This is a genomic window from Nonomuraea sp. NPDC047529, from assembly GCF_040642995.1.
Taxonomy (GTDB): domain Bacteria; phylum Actinomycetota; class Actinomycetes; order Streptosporangiales; family Streptosporangiaceae; genus Nonomuraea.
Genome location: NZ_JBEYTJ010000060.1, coordinates 24,894 through 48,326, shown reverse-complemented (window position 1 = coordinate 48,326; position 23,433 = coordinate 24,894). Strand labels below are relative to the sequence as shown.

General features: G+C 72.3%; 19 protein-coding genes and 1 pseudogene. 12 read left to right on the top strand and 8 right to left on the bottom strand.

Annotated features, from left to right (window positions below; genetic code table 11):
- Positions 1-662, bottom strand: a pseudogene (locus ABZ815_RS48970) (O-antigen ligase domain-containing protein); the annotation flags it as partial.
- Positions 644-2,080, bottom strand: a complete 1,437-nt coding sequence (locus ABZ815_RS48965) for a sugar transferase (RefSeq protein ID WP_357709273.1) — start codon at positions 2,078-2,080, stop codon at positions 644-646. The pseudogene ABZ815_RS48970 and the gene ABZ815_RS48965, both read right to left, overlap by 19 nt.
- A gap of 512 nt (positions 2,081-2,592) precedes the next feature.
- On the opposite strand from ABZ815_RS48965, the gene ABZ815_RS48960 reads away from it, so the two are divergent.
- Together ABZ815_RS48960 and ABZ815_RS48955 are read left to right on the top strand one after the other, a co-directional pair.
- Positions 2,593-4,590, top strand: a complete 1,998-nt coding sequence (locus tag ABZ815_RS48960; protein ID WP_357709270.1) for a vWA domain-containing protein — start codon at positions 2,593-2,595, stop codon at positions 4,588-4,590.
- The gene (locus ABZ815_RS48955) at positions 4,590-5,948 is read left to right on the top strand and encodes an extracellular solute-binding protein (RefSeq protein ID WP_357709267.1); all 1,359 of its coding nucleotides are present in this window, start codon (positions 4,590-4,592) and stop codon (positions 5,946-5,948) included. The genes ABZ815_RS48960 and ABZ815_RS48955 overlap by 1 nt, the downstream gene beginning before the upstream one ends.
- On the opposite strand, the gene ABZ815_RS48950 is transcribed toward ABZ815_RS48955, so the two are convergent.
- On the bottom strand, positions 5,934-6,545 hold the full coding sequence (locus ABZ815_RS48950; RefSeq protein ID WP_357709264.1) for a TetR/AcrR family transcriptional regulator: 612 nt from the start codon (positions 6,543-6,545) through the stop codon (positions 5,934-5,936). The genes ABZ815_RS48955 and ABZ815_RS48950 overlap by 15 nt on opposite strands.
- A gap of 66 nt (positions 6,546-6,611) precedes the next feature.
- Here ABZ815_RS48950 and ABZ815_RS48945 point away from each other — a divergent pair, with 66 nt between their 5' ends.
- The 4 genes from ABZ815_RS48945 (at position 6,612) to ABZ815_RS48930 (ending at position 11,470) form a co-directional block, all read left to right on the top strand.
- A complete protein-coding gene (locus ABZ815_RS48945; protein WP_357709261.1) occupies positions 6,612-7,862 on the top strand; it encodes a glycosyltransferase in 1,251 nt (416 codons plus the stop codon).
- A 67-nt stretch (positions 7,863-7,929) separates the two neighbouring features.
- Positions 7,930-9,501 (top strand): murein biosynthesis integral membrane protein MurJ, encoded by a 1,572-nt coding sequence (murJ, locus tag ABZ815_RS48940; RefSeq protein WP_357709258.1) that lies wholly within the window; start codon positions 7,930-7,932, stop codon positions 9,499-9,501.
- 125 nt (positions 9,502-9,626) lie between these two features.
- On the top strand, positions 9,627-10,838 hold the full coding sequence (locus tag ABZ815_RS48935) for a sensor domain-containing protein (RefSeq protein WP_357709255.1): 1,212 nt from the start codon (positions 9,627-9,629) through the stop codon (positions 10,836-10,838).
- The gene (locus tag ABZ815_RS48930; protein ID WP_357709252.1) at positions 10,826-11,470 is read left to right on the top strand and encodes a response regulator transcription factor; all 645 of its coding nucleotides are present in this window, start codon (positions 10,826-10,828) and stop codon (positions 11,468-11,470) included. Before ABZ815_RS48935 ends, ABZ815_RS48930 begins: the two co-directional genes overlap by 13 nt.
- Here ABZ815_RS48930 and ABZ815_RS48925 read toward each other — a convergent pair.
- The gene (locus ABZ815_RS48925; protein ID WP_357709249.1) at positions 11,455-12,636 is read right to left on the bottom strand and encodes a serine hydrolase domain-containing protein; all 1,182 of its coding nucleotides are present in this window, start codon (positions 12,634-12,636) and stop codon (positions 11,455-11,457) included. The genes ABZ815_RS48930 and ABZ815_RS48925 overlap by 16 nt on opposite strands.
- A gap of 443 nt (positions 12,637-13,079) precedes the next feature.
- Here ABZ815_RS48925 and ABZ815_RS48920 point away from each other — a divergent pair, with 443 nt between their 5' ends.
- On the top strand, positions 13,080-13,592 hold the full coding sequence (locus tag ABZ815_RS48920; RefSeq protein ID WP_357709246.1) for an N-acetyltransferase: 513 nt from the start codon (positions 13,080-13,082) through the stop codon (positions 13,590-13,592).
- 86 nt (positions 13,593-13,678) lie between these two features.
- Here ABZ815_RS48920 and ABZ815_RS48915 read toward each other — a convergent pair whose 3' ends face one another.
- Complete coding sequence (locus ABZ815_RS48915) at positions 13,679-14,332, bottom strand: TetR/AcrR family transcriptional regulator (protein WP_357709243.1); 654 nt, start codon at positions 14,330-14,332, stop codon at positions 13,679-13,681.
- Positions 14,333-14,451: 119 nt separating this feature from the next.
- Between ABZ815_RS48915 and ABZ815_RS48910 the strand changes: the two genes are divergently transcribed.
- The 3 genes from ABZ815_RS48910 (at position 14,452) to ABZ815_RS48900 (ending at position 17,550) form a co-directional block, all read left to right on the top strand.
- Positions 14,452-15,405, top strand: a complete 954-nt coding sequence (locus tag ABZ815_RS48910; RefSeq protein ID WP_357709240.1) for an alpha/beta hydrolase — start codon at positions 14,452-14,454, stop codon at positions 15,403-15,405.
- Between the two features lie 216 nt (positions 15,406-15,621).
- The gene (locus ABZ815_RS48905; protein ID WP_326642519.1) at positions 15,622-15,849 is read left to right on the top strand and encodes a hypothetical protein; all 228 of its coding nucleotides are present in this window, start codon (positions 15,622-15,624) and stop codon (positions 15,847-15,849) included.
- A 102-nt stretch (positions 15,850-15,951) separates the two neighbouring features.
- Complete coding sequence (locus ABZ815_RS48900; RefSeq protein WP_357709236.1) at positions 15,952-17,550, top strand: histidine kinase; 1,599 nt, start codon at positions 15,952-15,954, stop codon at positions 17,548-17,550.
- Between the two features lie 85 nt (positions 17,551-17,635).
- Here ABZ815_RS48900 and ABZ815_RS48895 read toward each other — a convergent pair whose 3' ends face one another.
- Entirely contained in the window at positions 17,636-18,637 is a 1,002-nt protein-coding gene (locus ABZ815_RS48895; RefSeq protein WP_357709233.1) for a WYL domain-containing protein, read from the bottom strand.
- 103 nt (positions 18,638-18,740) lie between these two features.
- On the opposite strand from ABZ815_RS48895, the gene ABZ815_RS48890 reads away from it, so the two are divergent.
- Positions 18,741-19,136: a RidA family protein gene (locus tag ABZ815_RS48890; protein WP_357709282.1), complete on the top strand. Its 396-nt coding sequence runs from the start codon at positions 18,741-18,743 to the stop codon at positions 19,134-19,136.
- 309 nt (positions 19,137-19,445) lie between these two features.
- On the opposite strand, the gene ABZ815_RS48885 is transcribed toward ABZ815_RS48890, so the two are convergent.
- Positions 19,446-21,701, bottom strand: a complete 2,256-nt coding sequence (locus tag ABZ815_RS48885; RefSeq protein WP_357709230.1) for a LuxR C-terminal-related transcriptional regulator — start codon at positions 21,699-21,701, stop codon at positions 19,446-19,448.
- A gap of 336 nt (positions 21,702-22,037) precedes the next feature.
- On the opposite strand from ABZ815_RS48885, the gene ABZ815_RS48880 reads away from it, so the two are divergent.
- Positions 22,038-22,802 (top strand): transposase, encoded by a 765-nt coding sequence (locus ABZ815_RS48880; protein ID WP_357709227.1) that lies wholly within the window; start codon positions 22,038-22,040, stop codon positions 22,800-22,802.
- Here ABZ815_RS48880 and ABZ815_RS48875 read toward each other — a convergent pair.
- Complete coding sequence (locus ABZ815_RS48875) at positions 22,690-23,223, bottom strand: IS110 family transposase (RefSeq protein ID WP_357709223.1); 534 nt, start codon at positions 23,221-23,223, stop codon at positions 22,690-22,692. The genes ABZ815_RS48880 and ABZ815_RS48875 overlap by 113 nt on opposite strands.
- Between the last annotated feature and the right edge of the window lie 210 nt (positions 23,224-23,433).

The window sequence follows — 23,433 nt, the reverse complement described above, 5'->3', positions numbered from 1 at the left end:
GCGGAGCCGCCGCGGCGGGCCACGCCGCGCGCCGGCCCCCGCGCCGCCCCGGCGACCAGGGCGCCGACGCGCCGGCGCGAGCCGCCGGCGAGCGCGACCGCCAGGGCGATGATCAGTCCGAAGCTGACCATGCTGGCCAGCGCCATGACCTCGCCCGCGCCGAACGTGCCGACCGCGCGGATCGGCAGGCCCGCGTAGGAGGCGCCGCTGCCCGTGAGCGCCTGCCGGCAGCCGATCACGGCCTGGACGAGCGACACGGCGGCGACGGCGCCACCCACCAGCAGCAGGTCCGACCGCCGCCGTACCGCCACCGTCACGGCGACGGGGACCAGGACGAACACCTGGAGGAACCGGGCCAGGCCGGGCAGCGCGAGCAGGACGTCGGACGCCGTGAGGGCGGCCGCCGTCGCCGCGAGCGCCGCGGGTGCGACGAGCAGGACCCACCTGCCGGGACGCCCACCGCCCCGCGCCAGGCTCACCACCACGGACACCAGCAGCGCCAGCGACATCAGGTCGGCGACCTGCGGCTGGACGACGTCCGCGGCGTGCGGCGCGGCGGGCACGCACACCGCGATCACCGTCAGCGCGGCCCAGAAGCTCGGACGGGCCGGCAGTCGGCCCAGGGACGGCAGGAACGTCCTGATCACGATCGTCCCGGCCACAGCAGGCAACCGACCGTCCGGATCATGATCTTGATGTCCCGGCGCAGGGACCAGGTGTCGATGTAGTGGTTGTCCAGCCGCGCCCGGTCCTCGATCGAGGTGTCGCCGCGCAGGCCGTGGGTCTGGGCCAGGCCGGTGAGGCCGACGGGCAGGCGGTGGCGGCGTCCGTAGTGGTGGTCGCCGCGCGAGAACAGCTCCACGAAGTGCGGCCGTTCGGGCCGGGGGCCGACCAGGCTCATGTCGCCGCGCAGCACGTTCCACAGCTGCGGCAGTTCGTCCACGGAACAGGAGCGCAGCAGCCGGGCGGACCGGGTCAGGCTGGGGTCGTCGGCGATGCTCCAGCGGGTGTCGGACTCGCCGGCGCGCAGCGGGGCGAAGGTGCGGAGCTTGACGATCTCGATGGGCGTCCCGGCGATCCCCACCCGGACCTGCCGGAACAGCACCCCCGGTCCTCCCTGCCTGCGCAGCAGCAGCATGCAGGCGAGCAGCACCGGGGCGCTGACGACCAGCCCGGCCGCGGCCAGCCCGACGTCCAGGGCGCGCTTGAGCGGCCAGGACGCGCGCCGCTGCGGCAACGGCCGCATGCGCAGCACCGGGAACCCCCGGACGTGCTCCCCCACGGGGACGAAGTCGACCAGCACGCCGCCGGGCTGCGGCGCCAGGTACACCGGGTAGCCCGCCTGCCGGGCCTGCTGCGCGAGCCGGTGGGTCTGCTCCTCGCCGCCCGGGGGCGGGGCCAGGACCACCACGCGGGCCAGGTGCCTGCGTGCCATGGTGAGCAGGGTCTCCGGGTCGTCCACGATCGGCTCGTACGGGGCCTGGCCCAGCACGTCGCCGGCGCCGCCGACGGGCAGCAGGCCGTACTCGGTGTGGCGCAGCAGGGTCAGCGCGAGGTTCCTGGCGTGCGCGCCGGAGCCCACCACCAGCGTGGGCACCAGTGCGCCGCGGCGGCGGGCCTGGCGCAGCACCGCGTAGACCAGTCCGCGCCCGGTCAGCGTCAGCCCGAGGTAGGCGACGACGACCCGCGACGACTCGCCCGTCCAGGTGATCAGCGTCGTCTCGTGGTCCAGGGCCACGACGGTCAGCGCGCCGGCGATCGCGGTGGCGCATCCCCCTCGCCACATCCATCCGTCCATGACGGACGGCGACAGCCGGATCCGGTACGTGCCGCCTGCCAGGTTCAGCAGGACGAGCAGCCCCGCCGCCAGGCAGGCGAGCAGCACGCCGTAACCGGCGTCGAGAACGGGCGCGGCCAGCGCGACGGCGTCGACGCTCGCGTCGGCCAGGGAGCAGATGGTCCAGCATGTCACCGGACGCCGCCGGCCGGGGGCGCGGCGGGAGGCGCCTCGCTGCGACAGCAGCATGCCCTTTGACGGGGAGTGCGGGAAGGGTTCTTCTTCCCGAAGGGGTGTGACCATATCTGCTCCATTGCAAAAAGACAACGGCGATCCATAAAGAGTGTGATATCCACGAACAGGGGATGGATATGACTGTCCTACTTATCGCGAAAATTCGCTCATCTTTGGCCTCCATTCCGATAATCGCCCTGATTCGCGGGCAGCGACCAACTTACTTGGCGGGTTCACAGGTACGGCCGTGTGGACGGGATGGCGTCCCACAAAGATTGCGAATTTTCGGGTGTCGCGAAGCTAGGCCATTTGTCCCGGTTCGCCGTTCAGGTAGCGATGAAGATCTTTGCCGGGGCATGGCGACGGTATGACGCAACCGGACGGACGGGTTCAGGAGGCGGGTTTCGGGAGGTCCGCGAGGGTCCGCGTGCCGGCCGCCCGGCGGTGGCGGGCGACCCGCTGGACAGTCCGAATGGGCATTACCGCCACACTTGGGGAGCCGGGCGGCTAGGCTCCCCAATCGCCACTGGCCCCCGTCCGTCGATTTCAGTACGTTCTCACTGGTCCCTACGGAAGCCCCCATGCCGTCATTACGTTCGCGTGAAGAGAACTCGCGCGACGGCGAGGACGACAGCCCGCCGCCGCGCCAGGACGCTCCGCGCGCCATCGCGGCCGAGACGGTGCTGAGCACTCTGGTGGGTGTGATCGTCACCCGGATATGGACGGATTTCACTGCCTTTGTGGAACAAATCCCCGGCGGCTACTACGTCGGGGTGTCTCTGCTCACCGGGGCGGTCTTCCTGACGATCTGGGCCGCTTCGAGACTGAGCCCGGCACGGGTCCGGGCCGCGGCCTCCGAGCGGGGCGCCCGCGCGTGGCGGTGGATCTGGCGGAAGACGCCCCGGGGCCTGCGCCGGGCCGCGCGGGTGTTGCGCCTCAACCGCGCGGTCCGGCTGCTGCTGGCGGTCTACCTGGCCGCCGTCGCGGGGGCGTGCGTGGTCGCCGTGGGCGCGGGCGGCGTGTGGGCGTACCGGCGGCTGGGTCTCGGACCGTGCGATCCCCCGCAGGAGCTGACCGTCATGACCGCGCCGGAGAACGTGAGCGCGCTGCGGATCGCCGCCGAGGCGTTCGTCGGGAGCCGGTCGGAGCACGGTTGCGCGTTGCACCGCGTCTCGGTCTACCCGGAGGCGTCCGTCGAGGAGCTGGCCTACGGCTTCGACAACGACTGGCAGCGGGACGGCTACAACCAGAACGGCGACCCGTACACGCGGCTGCTCACCCCGCGTCCGGACCTGTGGGTGGCGACCACGGCGGCGGAGCTCGGCCTGGTGTTCGGCGGGGACGACCGGATCAGGGCCGCGCCCGTGCGGATCGAGCCCCTGGGCGACGCGGGCGCCGACCGGCTGACGCTGGCGGTGTCGAGCTCCCGCTACGGCGTGCTCAACCAGATCCTGCCCGCGCGCGGGCCCGGCCGCGGTCTCGACGCGGCGCTGGCGGCCGCCCGGGGCCGGCAGCGGATGCGCCTGACCTACCCCGAGCCGAGCCTGTCCGTCGCCGGGCTGGTCGCCGCCGCGCGGGTCGTGGACACCGACAGCGGCAGGGAGATCGCCCGCAGCGCCGGCCTCGGGGGAACCGTCGGGGAGACCTTGTGCCGGTTCCGCACGGGGTCGAAGGACGAGCGCGACGACCTCGCCTTCCTCGTGCCGTCCCGTGCCGTCGTGGACCTCAACGCCGGCCTGCCGGGCTCCACCCCCTGCCCCGGCAGGCAGCTCAGCGGCGGCGACGCCCTCATGGACGTGAAACCCGAGGCCGGCACGCTGATCACGCATCCCGTCCACGGGGTGAGCTGGCCCGGGGACGCGCCCGCGCGCATGGAAGCCGTGCGCGACCTGGCCGCCTGGCTGTCCCGGACGCGCCCGCTCGACACCCGCCCCGACCCGGCAGGCAAGGCGACCCAGGACGACCTGGGCATGGTCCGCGAGCGGATCGCCGCCAAGCTGCCGTCGGTGAGCGTCCAGGTGGCGCTGGACGGGTCGGGCTCGATGGCGGAGTCGCCCTCCTCCCTGCTGGCCAGGGTCCGGGACGCGCTCTCGGCCGTACGCGGCTCGCTGGGCAACGACGACCGGCTGTCCGTGAGCCTGTTCCACCGGCCAGAGCAGGGCGGGCGGGTGGTCAGGTTCGACCCCGAGGTCTACCACCGGCAGGACTGGGAGCGCCTGCAGTCGCGGCTCGCCGAGGCGCCGCGCGGCGCCAGGGACGCGCCGATCTCGCAGGCGTTGAGGGACCTGGGCCACGAACTGGACCCGCCCGGCAGGCCGGTCGTCGTGATCACCGACGGCGGTCCCTTCAGGTCCGACGAGAAGGACGACGACAAGGTGGCGCAGGCCCTCGAACGGGCGGCGCGCGACGCGGCCACCGTCCTGGACGTGCACGTCCTGGTGGTCGGCGACGCCGCCTGCCCGCCCGGACTCGGACCGGGGCCCGTCCCGGCCGGCGGGGTGACCTGCACCGCCGTGGCCCACAACAACCTGGAGGACGCCTTGCGCAACCTGATCTCGGCGATCAGGGGGCGGCCCTGATGTCCGGCCGGCCGGTCGCCGAACGGGTGGCGGCGGGCGTCGCGTTCGTGGTGACGGTGTGCCTGCTGGCGTACCTGCTGGTCGCCGACCGCACCGCCCGGTCGGACCGCGTGTGCCCGTCCCATCTCCAGGAAGGGCTGCGGGTGGCGGCGGGTGACGACATCAGTGCCAGCACCTACCGGCGCGAGCTGTTCGACGAGTGGAACGCCCACCACCAGCCCCGCGTGACGCTGGTGGAGATGGGCGAGACCACCGACGACGAACGCAAGGAGATGGTCACCGCGGCCCAGGCGGGGCGATGCGCGTACGACGTCCTGGTCATGGACGTGGCCTGGGTGCCGGAGTTCGCCCGCAACGGCTTCCTGCGGGAGACCCCGCTGACCCCGCAGGAACGCGCGGCCTTCGTGCCGCAGGCCCTGCGCACCGGCGAGGTGGACGGCACGCAGTACGCCGTCCCCTTCGGCACCAACGTCCCGCTGCTGTACTACAAGTCGGGCCTGCCCTACCCCCGCACCCTGGACGAGTTCCTGGACCTGGCCTCCCGGCACCGCTACGCCGCCCAGCTCGACGACTACGAGGGCGGCACGGTCAACCTGCTGGAGGCGATGCTCTCCGGCGGCGGCGAGATCATGCGGGACGACCGCGTGGTGCTGGACGAGCCGGGCAACGCGGACAAGGCGCGGTCGGCGCTGGCACGGTGGAGCACGATGACCCGCGCCGTCCTGGAGGACCGGCCGCGGTACGCGAGTCTGCAGGAGCGTACGAGCATGCGCGAGTTCCGCCGGCCGGACGTCGGCTACCTGCGCGACTGGGCGTTCTCCTTCCACGAGCTGGCCGCCGACCCGGCCCTGCGCCCCGCCTCCGGAACCCTGCGCTTCAAGGTCGGCAAGTTTCCCACCCACGGCACCCTGGGCGGTTTCAACCTGGCCATCGCCAGGGACTCCCCGCACGCGAAGGAGGCCATGGAGCTCATCCGGTTCCTGACCGGGCGGAAGCGCCAGAGCAGGCTGTTCGCCTGCGGCGGCTACCCTCCGGTGATCGAGGCCGTGTACGCCGAGTTCCGCGACCGGCCGACGGCCTGCCGGAAGACGACCACGGACCCGCCCGGCGACACCGTCGGCCCCCGGGAGCTCAGCGCGCTGGCCGGGGCCGTCCACGCCGGTCTCCAGGACACCGTCACCCGGCCCGCCTCCCCGTACTATCCGGCGTTCAGCGAGGTGTTCCGGAGCTGCGTCCGCCAGGCGGTGCTGAAGGGCCCCGACTCACCGCCGATCGACTACCCGGCCTTCGCCGCCGCCCTCCGCGCCGCGCTGGACGGCCGCCCCGCCGACCGGAACGCCTGCTCAGGCTCCACCTGAGGGCGCCTGAGGCCGTCCGAACAGCCGTCCGAGCTGGTGTTCGACGAGCGCCGCGGCGTCCTCGGCGGTGTAGTGGCCGATGACGATCGGGTTCACCAGGCCCTGGGCGAAGGCGAACAACATGGCCGCCTCCTTGACGGCGTCGACGTCGGCGGCCACCTGACCGGCCGCCTGGGCCGCCCTGAGCTGACCGGCGTAGAAGTCGAGGACGATCGGCAGGCCCGCGCGCAGCAGCGCCGCCAGCGGCTCGGCCACCACCGAACGCGCGAGGAAGGCCAGCCCGACGCGCGCCTCGAACCGGCGCTCCTCGCCCAGCGGCAGGAGTTCCAGGAGCGCCACGCGCAGGAGGCCGAGGGGGGTGCCGTCGTGCGCGGCGGCGGCGACCCGGAGGCTGATCCGGGTGTTGAGGTGCTGCAGGGCGAGCGTGAGCATCTCGTCCTTGCTGGCGAAGTAGTGCTGCACCGCGCCCATGGACATGCCCGCCTCGGCCGCGACCTCGCGCAGGCTGACGCTGTCCATGCCCTTGGCATCGATGACGCGGTGCACGGCGTCGGCGATGTGCCGCCGGCGCGTCTCGTGGTCGACGATCTTCGGCATCGGTTCCCAGTTTTTGTCATGCGGTCGCATTGCGAAACGAACGCCCGCCTTTTACCATGCGAGTGCATGATAAACGAGGGCGAGGTGGACGTCGTGCGCGTACTGATCGTCGGGGTGGGCACGCGGGGGGACGTGGCCCCGTACACAGGGCTGGGCGTACGGCTGCGGGAGGCCGGGCACGAGGTGGCCGTCGCCTGCCACCAGCCGTACGCCGACCTGGTGACCACCGCGGGTCTGGAGCATCGGGACATCCCGGGCGACCTGTTCCCCCTGCTGCCCGTGGGCAAGGGCGGCGCGCGGGTCTCCCCGGCCGCCAAGCTCGCCCTGTTCGCCGAGTACGGCAGGCAGGTCTCCGGCGGCATCGTCCGGGCCGCCGCGGCGGGGACCGACGTCCTGCTGCTCAACGTGGCCGCCTCGGCCGGGTACCACGTGGCCGAGGCGATGGGCGTGCCGAGCATGGGCGTGCACCTGCAGCCGGTGGAGCCCACGGGGGACTTCCCGCCGGTCATGAGCGTCGTGCGCCGCTCGCTCGGCCGATGGGGCAACCGGACGGCGGCCCGCCTGGCGTTCGCACTGCCCTCGCCCGCGCACGCCGGGTCGGCCAAGGAGTTACGGGCCGCGCTCGGGCTGCCGCCGATCGGCTCGCGGGAGGCGTACCGGCGGCGGGAGGCCGCGTGCTGGCCGGTCCTGCACGGGTTCAGCCCGTCGGTGCTGCCCCGACCGGCCGACTGGCGGGCGGGGCTGGAGGTGACGGGCTACTGGTGGCCGGTACGTCCGGCCGGCTGGCGGCCCGACCCGCGCCTGCGCGACTTCCTCGACTCCGGCCCCCCGCCCCCGGTGTTCGTGGGCTTCGGCAGCCAGGCGGGCCCGCGCGCCGACCACTACACCGACCTGGCCCTTCACGCCCTGCGGCTGGCCGGCCTGCGCGGCGTGCTCCAGACGGGCGTGCCCGGAACGCTGAACGACGACGTGCTGGGCGTCGCGGACGTGCCGCACGAGTGGCTGTTCCCGCGCATGGCCGCCGTCGCCCACCACTGCGGCAGCGGGACCACGGGGGCCGGGCTGCGGGCGGGCGTGCCCGCCGTCGGCCTGCCCGCCCTGGCCGACCAGCCGTTGTGGGCGTCCCGGCTGGCCGCGCTCGGGGTCGGCCCGGCCGCCGTCCCCTTCCGCCGCCTGTCCCCGGAACGGCTCGCGGCCGCCCTGCGCGCGGCCGTGAGCGAGCCCTCGTACGCGCGGCGGGCCGCGGAGCTGTCGGAACGCATCAGGGCGGAGGACGGGGGCGCGGCCGTGGTGGCGGCGGTGAACAGCCTGGCGTGACCGCCCGCCGCATCCCGGCCTCCTGGCGGGCATAATGCGTTGATCGCCGCGAGGAGAGGCAGGATTCATGATGGATCAGCCGAGTTTCGCCCGGACCGGCCGGACGATGGTGGTCGCCACCCTCGTGTCGAGGATCACCGGCTTCCTCCGGACGCTGGCGCTGGTCGCCGCACTCGGGCTGGGCACGCGGCTGCTCGACGCCTACACCGCCGCCAACGTCCTGCCCAACAGCATCTACGAGCTGGTGATGGGCGGAGCGGCCGCGAGCGTGCTGGTCCCGCTGCTGGTCCGGGTGACGGCCGACGACGACGTCGACGCGGACCTGTTCACCCAGCGGCTGCTGTCCCTGGTGTTCTACGGACTGTCGGCGGTCGTCGTCGTGACGATCTGCGCGGCCCCGCTCATCGTCGACCTGACCGTCCCCGGGTTCAGCTCCGCCCAGCGGGAGCTGGCCGTCGACTTCGCCCGGATCTTCCTGCCCCAGATACTCTTCTACGGCCTCGGCGCGACACTCACCGCGATCCTGAACGTCCGAGGCCGGTTCGCCACCCCCATGTGGGCCCCGGTGGCCAACAACGTGGTGGTCATCGCCACCGCCGGGACGTTCCTGCTGGCCGGCGGAACCGGCCACCTGGAGAGGCTGCCCCAGGGGCAGATGTTGCTGCTGTCGATCGGCACCAGCGCCGGGGTCGTCGCCCAGATGATCGTCCTGGCGGTCGTCACCCGCCGGGCGGGCCTCCCGCTACGGCTGCGCGCCGACCCGCGGGGCATCGCGGTACGCAGGATCCTGGCGATGGCCGGCTGGACGCTCGCGTCGGTGACCGCGGCGCAGATCGCGCTGATCGTCGTCAACCGGCTGGCGTCGCAGGCCGGGCCGGGGGCGGTGGGTGTCTTCTCCAACGCGTACACCTTGTTCCAGCTGCCGTACGCGGTCATCGCGGTGACCGTGATCACCGGCCTGCTGCCCCGCATGAGCCGGGCGGCCGGCGAACGGAACCTGGCCCAGATCACCGCCGACCTGTCGCACAGCCTGCGGGTGACCGGCGTGATCCTGGTTCCCGTGGCCGCCGCGCTCGTGGCGCTGGGGCCGCAGCTGGCCATGCTGCTGTTCGCGCACGGGAACGCCTCTCCCCGCGCCGCTCATCTCACCGGTGTCGTGCTGGCCGCGTACGGGCCGGCGCTGGTTCCGTTCGCGGGCTACCAGATCCTGCTCCGCGTCTACTACGCCCTCGGTGACACGCGCACGCCCGCACTGGTCAGCGTGGCCGTCTCCGCCGCCCTGCTCGTCACGAGCCTGGTCGCCGCGCGCCTCTTCCCGGGCACGGACATGGTCGTCGCCCTCGCCGGCTGCACGGCCGTCGCCTACGCCTTGGGGTTCGTGATCGTCGCCCAGCTGTTGCGGCGCCGGATCGGCCGCATCGACGGCCACCGGCTGCTCAGCTCGTACGGGCGCATGTCGGTGGCCGCGGTGGTCGCCGCCGGTCTCGGGCTGGCCGTGGGGGCGGGGCTCGGCGGTCCGCTCGCCGTCGTGTCCGCCACGACCGTCGTCGGCGCCGGCCTTTACGTGTTGATCGCCCGCCTTCTCCGCATCAGCGAGTTCGCCGTCCTGACAGCCGGCCTACGCCTCCCCCGCCTCTGACCAGGGCGCGGCCGCGGTCGGCACGCCGTTCTCCGTGTGGGAGGTGCTGATCGGCCACCGGCTGCTCGTACGGCCGGGCCGGGCGACGGGCGGCGCTGCGGGCACCACCAGGCAGAATGTCGGCCATGAAGGTCCTGACGGCCACGCGGGACGCGGCGCTCTTCCTGATGTCCGGGGCGGGCGCCGCGCTGCTCGCGCTGCCGCTGTTCTGGCTGGTCGGCTGCGTCGCGCTGCTGAGCCTGGCCGGGGTCGGCCTGCCCCTGATCCCGCCGGTGACGCGGCTGGTCAGGCGGCTGGCCGGGTGGCAGCGCCGCCGTCTGGGAATCCGGGTTCCGCCGTACCTGCCGCTTGAGGGGACGCTACCGGTGCGCGTGCGCGCGGCCGTGGGCGACCCCGCCACGCCGCGGGAGGTGCTCTGGCTTCTCGCGCACGGTCTCACCGGCAGCGTGCTCGGCTTCCTGGCGCTGGGCCTGCCGCTGGCGGCGCTCAACGCGGCCACCCTGCCGCTGTGGTGGTGGCTCCCGCCGGGCAGCCCGCCGTCGGTGCTCGGCTACGCCGTCGACTCCTGGCCGACGGCCCTGACGGGCCCGTTCGTCGCCGCGGCGTACGTGGGCGTGGCCCGCCTGGTCCTGCCGAACGCCGCCGTCCTGTCCGAACGACTCAGCCGACGCCTGCTCGAACCCGTCGGCCGGGTACGGCTGGCGCAGCAGGTGGCGATGCTGACCGCGGCCAGGGCCTCGGCGCTCGAAGCCCACGCGCAGGAGCTCAGGCGCATCGAGCGCACCCTCCACGACGGCACGCAGAACCGCCTGGTCGCCGTCGTCATGCACCTCGGCATGCTCGAACGTGCCCTGGGCGCCGCCCCCGAGAGCACCCGGCAGCTGGCCGTACGGGCCCAGGACGCGGCCTCCGACGCGCTGGTCAACCTGCGTGACGCCATCCGGGCCATCCACCCGCCCGTCCTCACCGAGCACGGGCTCGACGGCGCGCTCGCCGCGCTGGCCGCGCGCAGCCCGGTCCCCTGCGTCGTCGAGGTCGCCGGCTTCCCCCGCCTGCCGGCGGCCGTCGAGGCGGCCGCGTACTTCACCGCCGCCGAAGCGCTCACCAACGTCGCCAGGCACAGCCGTGCCGGCAAGGCGGCGCTACGCGTGCACCTGGACGGCGGCCTGCTGATCGTCGAGATCGAGGACGACGGCGTGGGCGGCGCCAGGAGCGGCGCCGGAAGCGGCCTGACCGGAATCGACCACCGGGCCGCCGCCTTCGGCGGCCGGAGCACCCTGACCAGCCCGCCCGGCGGGCCGACCGTGTTGACAGTGGAGTTGCCATGCGGGTTGTGATCGCCGAGGACGACGCGCTGCTGCGCGAGGGGCTGGCGCTGCTGCTGGCCGCCGAGGGCATCGAGGTGCTCGACGCCGTCGACAACGCCGCCGACCTGCTCGCCGCCGTCTCGGCCGAGACGCCCGACGCGCTCGTCGTGGACGTACGGCTGCCGCCGGACTTCCGCGACGAGGGCCTGCGCGCGGCGATCGAGGCCAGGCGGACGCGGCCCGGGTTGCCCGTCCTGGTGCTGTCCTCCTACGTGGAGGACACCTACGCGTCCGCCCTGCTCAGCGAGGGCGGCGTGGGCGTCGGCTACCTGTTGAAGGAGCGCGTCGGCAAGGTGCAGTCCTTCCTGGACGCGTTGCACCGGGTGGCGGACGGCGGGACCGCGATCGACCCGGAGGTGATCGCCCAGCTCCTGGTGCGCCGCCGGGCCGGTGACCCGCTCCACGCGTTGACCGCCCGGGAGCGGGAGGTGCTCGCGCTCATGGCCGAGGGATTGTCCAACACCGACATCGGCGTCCGGCTGGTGATCAGCGAGGGCGCGGTCAACAAGCACATCAGGAACATCTTCGCCAAGCTCGGCCTGCAGCCCTCCGACAGCGGCCACCGCAGGGTGCTGGCCGTGCTCGCCTACCTCAGGGCCTGACCCGCGGCCGGCCGTTGCCCGGCGCAGAGGGCGGTGTCGAGGAAGCGGTCGAGCCGCTTGTCGCCCTCCGCCGTGAGCGACTTCTCGGTCGCGGTGACGGTGGCCGAGCGGCCGCCCTCGGTGACGCCGCCGCGGGTCGAGTATCCGCCGACGTCACCGCTGTGCCCCCAGGCGAGGCCGCCGCAGCTCAGCGAGATCTTCGTCAGGCCGAGCCCGTACCCCCACCCGCGCGGGGCCCCGGGCACCGGGACGGTCCGCTTCATCTGCTCCAGCATGGCCGGCTTGAGGAGCCGGCCGCCGAGCAGCGCGCCCAGGAACCGGTTGACGTCCCGCGGCGTGCTGACCAGCTGCCCGGCCGCCCATCCCCGCGACGGGTCCATCTCCGACACGTCCACCGGCTCGCCGCCCGGCTCACCGGTCCTGGACTTGTAGGCACTGGGGTGGGCGCCCCGGATCCGCTGCTCGCCGGGGTTGGGCCAGTAGGTGTCGCCGAGCCCCAGCGGCGTGATGATCCGGTCGGTGATCTCCGCGCCGATCGGCCGGCCCGTGACCTTCTGCACCAGCAGGCCGAGCAGGACGTACCCGGTGTTGCTGTAGCTCCAGCCCTTGCCGGGCGGGAACAGCGGCTGCTGCGTCAGCGCCAGGTCGACCAGTTCCCTCGGCTCGAAGTAGCGGTGCCGGTTGTCGAAGAACGTCCCCGGGATGGCCTTGCTGTGGTCCGGCAGGCCCGAGGTGTGCTGGAGCAGCTGCCGGACCGTGATCAGGCGGCCGTCGTGCCCGTTGCCGCGTACCAGCCGCGGCAGGTACCTCTCGACCGGCGCGTCCAGCTCGACCTTGCCCTCGCCGGCCAATTGCAGGACGACCGCGGCGGTGAAGGTCTTGGTGGTGCTGGCGATGCGTACCTGGCCGTTGACCGGGACCTTCGCCCGGGTGGCCAGGTCGCCGACCCCGGCGGTGTAGTCCCGGCCGCGTCCGCCGGGTTCTCTCACCGCGGCCAGCGCGCCCGCGAACTCGCCGCCGCCGGCCAGCTCGTCCAACGCCGACCGTACGGCGTCGCCCGGACGGCTGCGCGGAGCGGCGTCGGCGGCGGCCGGGGTCGCGGCCCCCAGCGCGAGGGCCAGCACCACCGCGGCGCTGCGGAAGGTGACGGCAGGATGCTGAGACATCCGGAAACTCCCTTGATGACGTGGTTGCGATGTCCTTCAGCATGTCGGCGTGACCGGCACACGATCGATCCCACGCGTGGGTGTCTCCGCACTACAGCCAGCACCACCCCGCGCGTCCTCGACCGCGCGGGGCGGGTCCTCCTCCGGGCGGGGTGCTAGGCTGCCGTTCGTCCGGTGTCGGATCAGTGCTGGAAGGGAGGTGAGGTTCGATGACCGCGGTGAAGACCGCTGCCATGGGCAGCGCCCGCGCCGACCTCACGTCCCGGGCCTCGGTCTGACCCACTTCCTCCCCCGGCCTTGAGCCATCCGGCTCGCCGGGCGGGGTGATTCCGCGTCTCACCCGCGCGCCACCTTCGGGTTCCGAGGCTCCGCGACGATTCACCCTTCACCAGCACTTCGGCCATGTCCCGCATCCGCAGAAGGACGAGGAGACGATCCCGACCATGACCTTTTCCTGGACCACCCGTTCCGAGAGCTCCGGCGACGTCGCCGCCATCCGCGACGTCAATCTCGCCGCCTTCCCCACCCCGTACGAGGCCGACCTCGTCGAGGCGCTGCGGGCCGACCCGGAGGCGTGGCTGCCCGGCCTGTCCTGGCTGGCCGAGTCCCCCGGCGGCGAGCTCGCCGGATACGCGCTGCTCACCCGCTGCACGGTCGGCGGCACACCCGCCCTCGCCCTGGGCCCGTGCGCCGTCAAGCCCGAGCACCAGCGGCGGGGCGCCGGTTCCGCGGCCATCCGCGCCGCCCTGCACGCGGCCCGCGAGCAGGGCGAGAACCTGGTGGTCGTGCTCGGCCACGCCGAGTACTACCCGCGCTTCGGCTTCACCCGGGCCTCCGGGTACGGCATCCGCCCGTCCTTCGACGTCGAGGACAAGTACATGATGGCGCTCGCCCTCGCCCCTGAACGGCCGGTCCCGAACGGCGTCATCCGCTACGCGACGGCGTTCGGCATCTGATCCCCCGCTCCCGGAACGCGGCGAACGGCCCTCAGCGCGGCTGGGGGCCGTTCGACCGTGCGGCCTCACGAGCCCGCGAGGGCGCGTCAGGGAATCGCGATCTCGATCTGGGCGAGGTGGGCGGCGATGATCTCGTCGAACGCGGCGCGACGGTCGACCCCGAGGGGACGGATCTCGCGGGCGAAGTGGGACAGCGCCGGGAAGCGGTCGGGGTCGGCGCCGAGGACCGCGACCCGGAACTGCTCCATGCCCTGTTCGTACTCCTCGGGAAGGAGGGCGCCGACGCCGGCCTCGGAGGCGATCAGCGCGGTGACGAGGATCACGACCCGGTGGTAGCGGGCCGGGATCTCCTCATCGGGCAGGCCCGAGGCCCGCAGGGCCTGTAGCACCTCCTCCATGACCAGCCGGGAACCGGGGCCGCCGGACCCGTAGCGCCCCCAGATCGCGGCGACCTGGGGGTGCTGCCCGAACGCCTCCCGCAAGCGCAGCGCCGTGGCGGTGAGGCGCTCTTTCCAGCCGTCCGGGGGGCGGTAACCGTCCATCGCGGCTTCGAGGGTGCGGTCGGCGACCGCGCGCAGCAGCTCGGTCTTGTTGCGGAAGTGCCGGTAGAGGCTGGAGGAGTCGGTGCCGAGCGCCGCGGCGAGCTTGCGCACGCTGAACGACTCGGCATCGCTCGTACGCAGCAGTTCCGCCGCCGTGCCCAGGATCTCGTCCGTCGTCCAACGCCTTCGGCCTGTCATCGTGCCCCTCTCGTCCGCGTCCAGACTAGCACCAGCCTGTGCACTTGCTGTTGCACGCAGTGCGTGCATAATGGGAGCCCAGCGGCGAGAGACCGGCTCGGAGAAGGAGAGACGGGGACATGAGCGAGACCACCACTGTGCGACGGCCGCCGGAGCCGGACTTCCCGGCGCTGACGACCGAAGAGCTGATCACCTACCGCACCGAGGAGAATCGCTGGCGGGCGTCCGGCGCGGCGCGGGCGATCCTCGGGGAGCCCGACCCCGGGGCCGCGATCGAGTGGCAGCACCTCGCGCTGCCGGGCCGCGACCTGCCGGTCCGGGTGTACCGGCCGGTGTCGCACGACGACGGCGAGGCCGCCGCCCTGCCGCTCGTGATCCACGTGCACGGAGGCGGATTCGTGGGCACGGCCGCGCAGTGCGACTGGACCAACAGCCACCTCGCCGCCCGGCTGCCCGCGGTCGTCGTCTCGGTCGAGCACCGCCTCGTCGCCCCGGACAGCCCGATCGCGAACGCCGCCGACGACGGCTGGGACGTACTCCGGCACGTAATCGAGCACGCCGAGCAGTGGGGCGTCGATCCGGCGCGCACGGCCGTCTTCGGTGAGAGCTTCGGCGCCCTGATCAGCGCTCTGACGGCCCTGCGGGCCCGGGAGGCCGGGCTGCGGCTTAAGGCGCAGGTGCTGGTCAACCCCGTGGTCGAGGTTACCGAGACGATGTGCGACCACCCGTCCGTGGCCGAGTACGCCTACAGCCCGAGCCGCGCCCTGCCGCTGCTGCGGTTCCTGCGGCGGCTCGCCGTCCCGCCGGGAACCGACGCCCGCGCGTTCTCGCCGTTGTACGCGGAGGACCTGAGCGGGCTCGCCCCCGCGCTGCTCGTGGTGCCGACCCAGGACGCGGTCGCCGACCACGGCCGCCGCTACGCCGAGCGGCTGTGGTCGGCGGGCGCGTCCGTGCAGGTCACCGAGTACCCGGGGGCGCGGCACGCGTTCCTCACCCTGCCGGGGATCGAACCGCGGGCCGGAGACGCCCGGACGGAGATCTTCGAGTTCCTCCGCGCGGCCCTGGCCGGGTGACGGCGGCCGGTTCTCAGGACGGGGGTTCGGGGTCTGAGGAACATCGGAACCGGATCGTGCGCTAAGCCATGTCCGTGCAGGTCATCGTTGTGCGGTTCCGCAGCAAGCCCTTTCGGGGTCCCGGTAGCAATGAAGAAATTTCCAACGAAGTATCCTCTGACCTGGATTCATACGGACCCCTATGGCCAAGGTCTCGATTCGCTTACGGTGTTGACCATGAGCGACGACAAGCCGGAGTTCGGGTACGGCGCGGGCGGTCGCCCGTTGTGGACGGCGCGGGACCGGGATGCTGAGGTCATCCGGACGGTGCTGCGCAAAGCGGGGCGTCGGGAGTTCAGCGAGCGCCACGGCGGGTTCGTCGTTGAGGGCGGCGGCGATGGACGGCCGTTCCACGTCGCGTGTGCCGATGACGGTGAAGCGTCCGCGCAGGAACTCCGGGGGTGAGGAACCGGCGGACAGTCGTTGGCGCTGAGAAGGATTTTGATTGCAGCGAGATCGCTCCAGGTCGTGAAGATCCCTCAGCTCGTTCCCCGGTACGGTCTTGGCATGCGGTGGAAAGGGTTATGGATCAACCTTGCGCTGGGTGCCTGCGGGATCGGGCTGGACCTGCTCCTGTCGGGTAAGACCGCCGGTCCTGCAGCTCCACTTTGGCTGGTCATGATCTTCTCTGTGCTGGTCGGTGCCCCGATGGCGGCAGTCCGGCGCTTCCCGTTCAGCGTCGCGTGCTACCTTGCCGCCCTCCTCGTCTACACCGACCACATCGGCGCGTTCACCTCCAACACCGCCCAGATCCTGCTGTGCGTGTCGATAGCGCTGGTCGGCCATCGCTCCCGCCGCCGGCTGGTACCCGTGGCGATCCTGTGTGGGACCGTCGCCACCGCACTCAACCTGGCCGATCCCGGCATGGCGCTCACCCCACGACGCTGGCTGTTGTCAGTGGTGGTCAGCCTGTTGCCCGCGCTAGTCGGCGCTTACTTGCGCGGGCCGGCGGGGCGCCTGCCTGAGCCGGATGCCACGCCGGACGTGTTGCTTGCCGGTGGCGGCATGGCGCTGGCCGTGCTGGGAAGCTGGACGAGCTGGCACACCAGTGCGCAGCCCCTTTGGCTGAATGGCTTGCTCGTCATCGTGGCCGGGTCAGCGCTCGGGATGGCGCGCAGGCTGCCCGCGCTGGTCTTCGCCGTCGAGTGCCTGGCGCTGCTGGCCGCCGGCCAGTACCTGGCCGGGGCGGCCAGCGCGGTCCTGGTCCTGGTGTTCATCAGCGTGGCGGTCTTCTCCATGCGAGTCATCTCGTGGGCATGGACGGCGCTGATCTACCTGGTCGCCTACGGGCTGGGATTGTCCATCGCCGTCAGCGGCGCGCCTAAGGACATCCCACTCAGGGCACTCGTCCTGCTGATCGTGACGATCACTCCTGTGTCCATCGGCCGCTATCTGCACGCCCGGCAGGTCGCGGCGGCGTCGGAGAGGCTTCGGGTCCAGCAGTACGAAAGGCTCGTCCTGACACAGCTGCGGGCCGACGAGCTGGCCATGCGGGAGCACCTTGCGCGCGAGGTGCACGACGTCGTTGCCCACCACGTCGGTGCCATCGTCCTACGGGCCGGAGCGGCCCGATTCGCGGTCTCTGACGGGCCGGCCGCGCAAGCCTTGAGCGACATCCGCGACACCGGCCATCAGGTCCTGGAGGACCTGCGCGCTCTGCTCGCAGTGCTGCGGGACGCTGAGGAAGGGCCCGACCTGCTCGCCGACCCGGGAGACGTGATCCGTGACTCGGCCGAGCGCATATCTCAGGCCGGTCTGACGGTGGAGCTCGACGTCGATCCGGCGACCGACGACGCGCCGCTGGTCGTCCGGGCCTCGGCCGCCCGCATCGTGCAGGAGGGGCTTACCAACGTGCTCAAGCATGCCGGTCCGGGCACCAAGGTCGACGTCACCTTGCGCATGCGGGACGGCAGCATGGCCGTGGAGATCATCAACGAGCGGCCCCCGGCCGAACGGCAATCGCTGCCCTCCTCCGGACACGGTCTGATGGGCATGCGCGAGCGGGCCGACGCCCTCGGGGGGACGCTGTCAGCGGGCCCACATGGCGACGGCGGCTGGTGCCTGAGCGTGACCCTGCCGTGTCAGCCTTCACGACTGGCACCGTGAACCTCCCGTAGGTCTACGACAAGACCCTCGAAGGCTTCCGGTAGCGATCATGGACGGTCAAACCGATGCTCACCAGGACGAACGCTTAGCGCACGATCCGGTTCCAATGTTCCTCAGACCCCGGTTCGTAGCGGGCGGCGAGCGCGGCGGCGCGGTCGCGCAGGGAGGTGCGCAACCACTGCGGGGCCAGGGCCTCGGCGTCCATGCCGAGCTGCCACAGCGCCCAGACGGCGTGTCTTCGGTCCTGGAAGGTCACCTCCAGCCGCAGCCGGCCGTCCGCGTCGGTCTCCTCGGCGAGGACGGCCAGCGCGGTGCCCAGCAGTTCCTCCCGCCGCGCCGGGTTCATCCGTACCAGCACGGCGACCTGGTCGCCGCCGGTGCGGAACCGGGTGCTGCGGTCCTGCCAGGCCCGGTCCAGGTCGACCCGGTCCGGCCGCTGCGCGGGTTCGGGCAGCTCCTCGGCGGCCGCGATCCGCGACAGGCGGTAGGTGCGGTCTGCGCCGGACCTCGTGGCCAGCAGGTAGCCCCGGTCGCGGATGGTGACCAGGCCGATCGGGTCGACCGTGCGCCACTCCGGGGCCTGGTCGGCGGCCGCGTAGTGGATCCGCAGCCGGCGTCCGGCGAACACCGCGCGCAGGACCTCGGCCGCGATGGCGTCGGGCACCTCCTCGGCGGACAGGCGGCGTGACAGCAGGTCGGTCTCCGGATCGATGAGCAGCCGCTCGGCCGCGCCGGCCGCGGTGTCCCGGTAGCTCTCGGGCAGCGCGTCGACCACCTTGAGCATCGCCGACGCGAGCGCCGAGCCGAGGCCGAACGCCTGCGCGCCGCGCCGCGATCCGGCCACCAGCAGGGCGAGGGCCTCGTCGGGGTTCAGCCCGGTGAGCTCGGTCCGGAAGCCGGGCAACAACGCGAAGCCGCCGTGCCGGCCGCGCTCGGCGTAGACCGGGACGCCCGCCGCCGACAGCGCCTCGATGTCGCGCAGCACGGTGCGGGTGGACACCTCCAGCTCGCGGGAGAGCGTGGCCGCGGACAGACGGCCGTGCTGCCGCAGCAGCAACACCAGCGAGACCAGCCGATCGGCACGCATTCGAAAACTCTACCGAAATACACGACACAGGATGTCGTGATTCGTTGGGAGGCTGATCACCATGACGTCAGAAATCGTGACATCGAATGGAGCTGATGTGGCAATGGAACGAACGGCGATCAACCCGGTGTCGTGGTCGGTGGAGATGGGGTTCAACCAGGGAGAGCTCGTCACCGGGCACACCCGGACCCTGTACTGCTCCGGGCAGACCGCGACGGGCGATGACGGCAAGCCCCTGCATGACGGTGACATGGCGGCGCAGCTGGCACTGAGCCTCGACAACCTTGAAGCCGTTCTCGGCGAGGCCGGCATGTCCCTGGCGGACCTCGTCCGGCTCAACGTCTACACCACCGACGTGGATCTGCTCTTCCAGCACTACGGCGTGCTGGCCGCGCGGCTGGGCGGGGCCCAGGTGGCGCCGGCCACCACGATGCTCGGGGTGACCCGCCTGGCGATCCCGACCCTGATGGTCGAGCTTGAGGGGACCGCCGTCGCCTGACGTGACGGCCTGCTATACGTGTACGGCGCGTGCCGCCAGCGCCTCGAGATCCACGACCACCAGGCCGGGGCCGCCGTGTGTCACATCTGGGACGGCACCAGCGTGATCGCCGAGTACGACATCGGCGCGGCCGCCGCGAAGTGGCTCCGCTCCTCGATCCACCTCGGCAGGCGGCTACTGGCATCGTTCACGCCAGGACAGCAGGGGCGCAACGGCGCCGCCACCGAGAAGCGTTCGGGACGCCGCCGCCGGCCGTTCCTCCGGTGGGCCTTGCAGCCCGTCTCGGCGCGGTCCTGTCGGCGGAGCGGTTCACGGGTCATCGGGGGCCGGTACCAGCCCGTGGTGGCGAGCCTGTTCCACGGCGGCCTGACGGGAGGAGACGGCGAGCTTGTGGTAGACGGCACGCACGTGCGACCTGACGGTGTTCGCCGACAGGTGCAGGCGGGCGGCGATCTCGGGAACGCTCAGCGGGCTCTGCAACAGGGCGAGCACCACCCGTTCCTGTCTCGTCAATGCCTGTGGCCGCGCCACCGCGGCGGTGCTCGCCTGTGCACTGCCGGGGATCGCGTTTTGGAGGGTCTGGCGGAGGTCGTGGACCTGCTGGGCCAGGTAGCCGCCGTCGGCGAGGCCGGACAGCAGGTCGTCGGCCTGGTCGCAGGCCGCGCGGGCGGCGTCATGGTCGCCGGCGGCCAGGCACCAGTGCGCCAGTACGGTCACGTTCGTCAGGGCAGCCCAGCGCGACAGGCCGGGCATGCGGGCGCGCAGACCGGCGGCGTGGTCGAGCTCGTGGCGCGCCTCGGCCAGGCGGCCGTGGCGGGTCAGGGCGGCGGCGTGGGCGGTGAAGGCTATGCTCGCCTGCGCCGAACCGGTCAGGTGATGCTTGCGGACCAGGTCCCGGCTGGTCGCGGCCAAGGTGGCGGCCTGGTCGTGGCGGTCGAGCGCCGTGCAGGCCAGCGACTGCGCCGCCAGCGCGTTGATCTCGAAGAGCGACGTGGTGGCCCGATTGCGCACCGCCTGCTCCAGCACCGTGACCGCCTCGTGGTGCCGCCCGGTCAGGTACAGGTTCGCGCCGTGGCTGAAGCGGGCCATCACATACCAGGGCGAGGCGGTGTCGCACTCCCATTCGGCCGCCATGCGGGATTCGACCAGGCGCTGCGGCAGGTCGTCGATCAGGAACATGCCGCGTAGCAGTGCGGCCGCGGACTTCAGCGAAGCCGTGCCATCCGGCAGCGGCCCGTCGTGACCGAGGCTCTCGGCCGCGTCCAGCCAGTCGATCGCCCCGGGAAGGTCGCCGGTGAACACATTGGCCCATGCCGCACTGACCGAGGCCGCGGCATCCCGGCTGATCGCCTCTGCCCCGATGGCCTCGATCAGCGCGAGCAGGATCGCGCTGCGGCCGGTGGTGACGTAACCGAGCCAGGACGAGGCCAGCAGCGCGGTCGCGCGTCCGCTGTCACCGGCCGTGACGGCGTGGCCGATGGCCTGCTCGACGTGTCCGTGCTCGTGCAGCCAGACACCTGCCCGGCGATGCAGTCGTACGGGCAGGTCAGGCTGGGCTCGGCCGAGGATCGCGCGCAAGCACTGGCCGAACAGGTGGTGATAGCGATACCACTGCCGCTGCTCGTCCAGCGGGATCACGAACATGTTGGTGGCGGCCAGGTGGGCCAGGACGCGTTCGGCCCTGGCCGCAGGAAGGCCGCACAGGTGCGCGGCCAGCGGCGCGGTGAAACGTTCCAGGACCGACGTGCGCAACAGGAACCGGCACTCGTGCGGCGTGCAACCGGCCAGCACCTCCTCGGTCAGGTAGTCGCTGATGTGCCGATGGCCGCCGGTGAAGGAGGCCAGGAACGTTCCCGGATCGGCCCGGCCACGCAGCGACAGCGCGGCCAGGTAGATTCCCGCCGGCCAGCCCTCGGTCCGCGCCACCAGATCGCGCACCTGCCCGCCGTCCAGGCCCGCTACCTCGATGTCCGGCAGGGCCCGCACCTGCGCCGCCGAGAAGCGCAACTCGTCAGCGCCCAGTTCGAGCAGTTGTCCGGCGGCGCGCAGCCGGGCCAGCGGCAGCGCCGGCCGGTGCCGCGAGCTGAGCACCAGCTGATGTCCCGGCCCCAGCGCGGTCAGCAGCAGGCGAAGCTGGTCCAGCCCGGCGGCGTCGGTCAGCAGGTGGAAGTCGTCCAGCATCAGCACCACCGGCCGCGCCGCCCGGCCCAGCCGCTGCAGCAACATCGGCAGCACCACCCCGGCGATGTCCGGGCTCTGCACGGACAGCATGGCCACCAGGTCGTCCACGCGCACCCGGGCCCCGGTCCGTTCGATCGCCCGCAAGATCCCGATCCACAGCCGTACCGGGTCGTTGTCCTGCCTGCCGACGGGCAGCCAGGCCAGTGCCCGCCACTCTCGCACGTCGGCCCGCCACTGCGCCAGCAGCGTCGACTTGCCGTACCCGCCCGGTGCCGCGATCACCACCAGCCGCGACCCGCGCGCGGCCAGCAGCCGTCCCACCAGGCGCGGACGCCGGATCAACCCCGGCCGCGCGGGCGGCGCCTGCGCGGCGCCACCGGTCACGCCCCCCTCCGCCCCTGAAGGCCCAGCAGGTTCCTGGCGCCGCCGTCCACCGCAGGCTGCCCAGGGGCGGCACGCATGCCCGCGCCGACCCCCGTCACCACGGGCGCGAGCCCACACTGCCCAGGCCCAAGCGCGTGCTCAAGTCGAGACGGATCTCGCCATGGAGGCGGGCATACGGCCGCAAGAGCGGGCGCCGGTCGACCGGGAGTGAGCGGGGTGGCTCGCTCCCGCTCGGTGAGCACGTCTTGCAGCATCAAGACGTGCGACTTGTGGACGAGCGAGGCCTGCAAGATGCGAAGACGCAGGGCCGTCATCCTCACCTCATGGCGCCGGTTGGTGGAGTCCTCACCGCCGCGCCTGCGGGTGGCGCTGCGGGATTACTTCCCTGCCGCGCTGGAGGCCTACAAGCCCCTCGGCCTCACCTCGGATGCGGTCTTGAAGCTGCTGGCCAAGGCCCCTTCCCCCGAGGCTGCGGTGAAGCTGACGCTCAGTCAGATCTCGGGAACGCTGAAGGGCCGCCGCGACATCCCCGCCAAGGCACAGGCGATCCAGGACGTCCTACGCGGCGAGCACCTGGGCCAGGCGCCGCTCGTCACGACCGCCTACGCCTCTACCGTGACGTCGCTGGTCGCGATCATCGCTGTCCTCAACCAGGAGATCAAGACCCTCGAAGGGCAGGTCGAGGCCCATTTTGGCCGGCACCCGGACGCTGAGGTCATCCTCAGCCGGCCCGGCATCGGCGTCGTTCTCGGCGCCCGGGTGCTCGCCGAGTTCGGAGATGCCAAGGACCGCTACGCCTCGGCCAAGGCACGCAAGAACTATGCCGGAACCTCACCCATCACCCGGCAATCGGGCAAGACACGAGTGGTCCAGGCACGGTTCGTCCACAACGACCGGCTCGTGGACGCCCTCCACCTCCAAGCGTCCTGCGCCCTCTTGCACGACTCTGCCGTCCGCGCCTACTACGACCAGATCAAAGCCCGGGAGATCAGCCACAACGCCGCCCTGCGCCAGGTCGCCAACCGCTTGGTGGGCATCCTCCACGGCTGCGCAGCATGTGGCGGGTCCGTTCCCACAGCAGCGCCTGATGAGCACGGGTGACGACCTTGACCGCCTCGGCGATCTCGGAGTCCCCGGCCACCTGGCGTAGCTGATGCCGTCGGGTGCGGATCATGTCCGCGAGCGCGTGGGCGTCACCCTTGTCGCTCTTGGCGCCCGAGGAGCCAAGGATCTCGCGATGCCGAGCAGCCTGCCTGGGATCGACCCCGAACACCCGGTATCCGGCTGCGACCAGCGCTCGCACCCACGGGCCCCGGTCGACCTCGATACACACCAGCACCTGGGACGGGTCGGCGTCCTCGGCGACGAACCGGCCGACGAGGTCGTGGAACCGGGTGATCCCAGCCATGCCCTCGGGCAGCCGCAACCGCTTCAGCACCTTGCCGGTCTCGTCCTGGACCTCGACGTCATGGTGGTCCTCGGCCCAGTCATCTCCAACGAACAACACCACGACCTCCACCATCGACAACAGGACACGGAAGCCCGCAGGAGCCGGTCGGCCGGACTAATGGACCAGTGCTCACGCCAGACGGTCGGCGGGCACGACATCCCATCAGCGATCAAAGACTCCTGACCACCGGTGAGGGCACGATCTGACCCTAGGACTCGAAGTCCGGTCGACGAGAGTGCTCACTCACCAGCGGCTACCGGGCACCGAGTCTGCCAGCGAGGC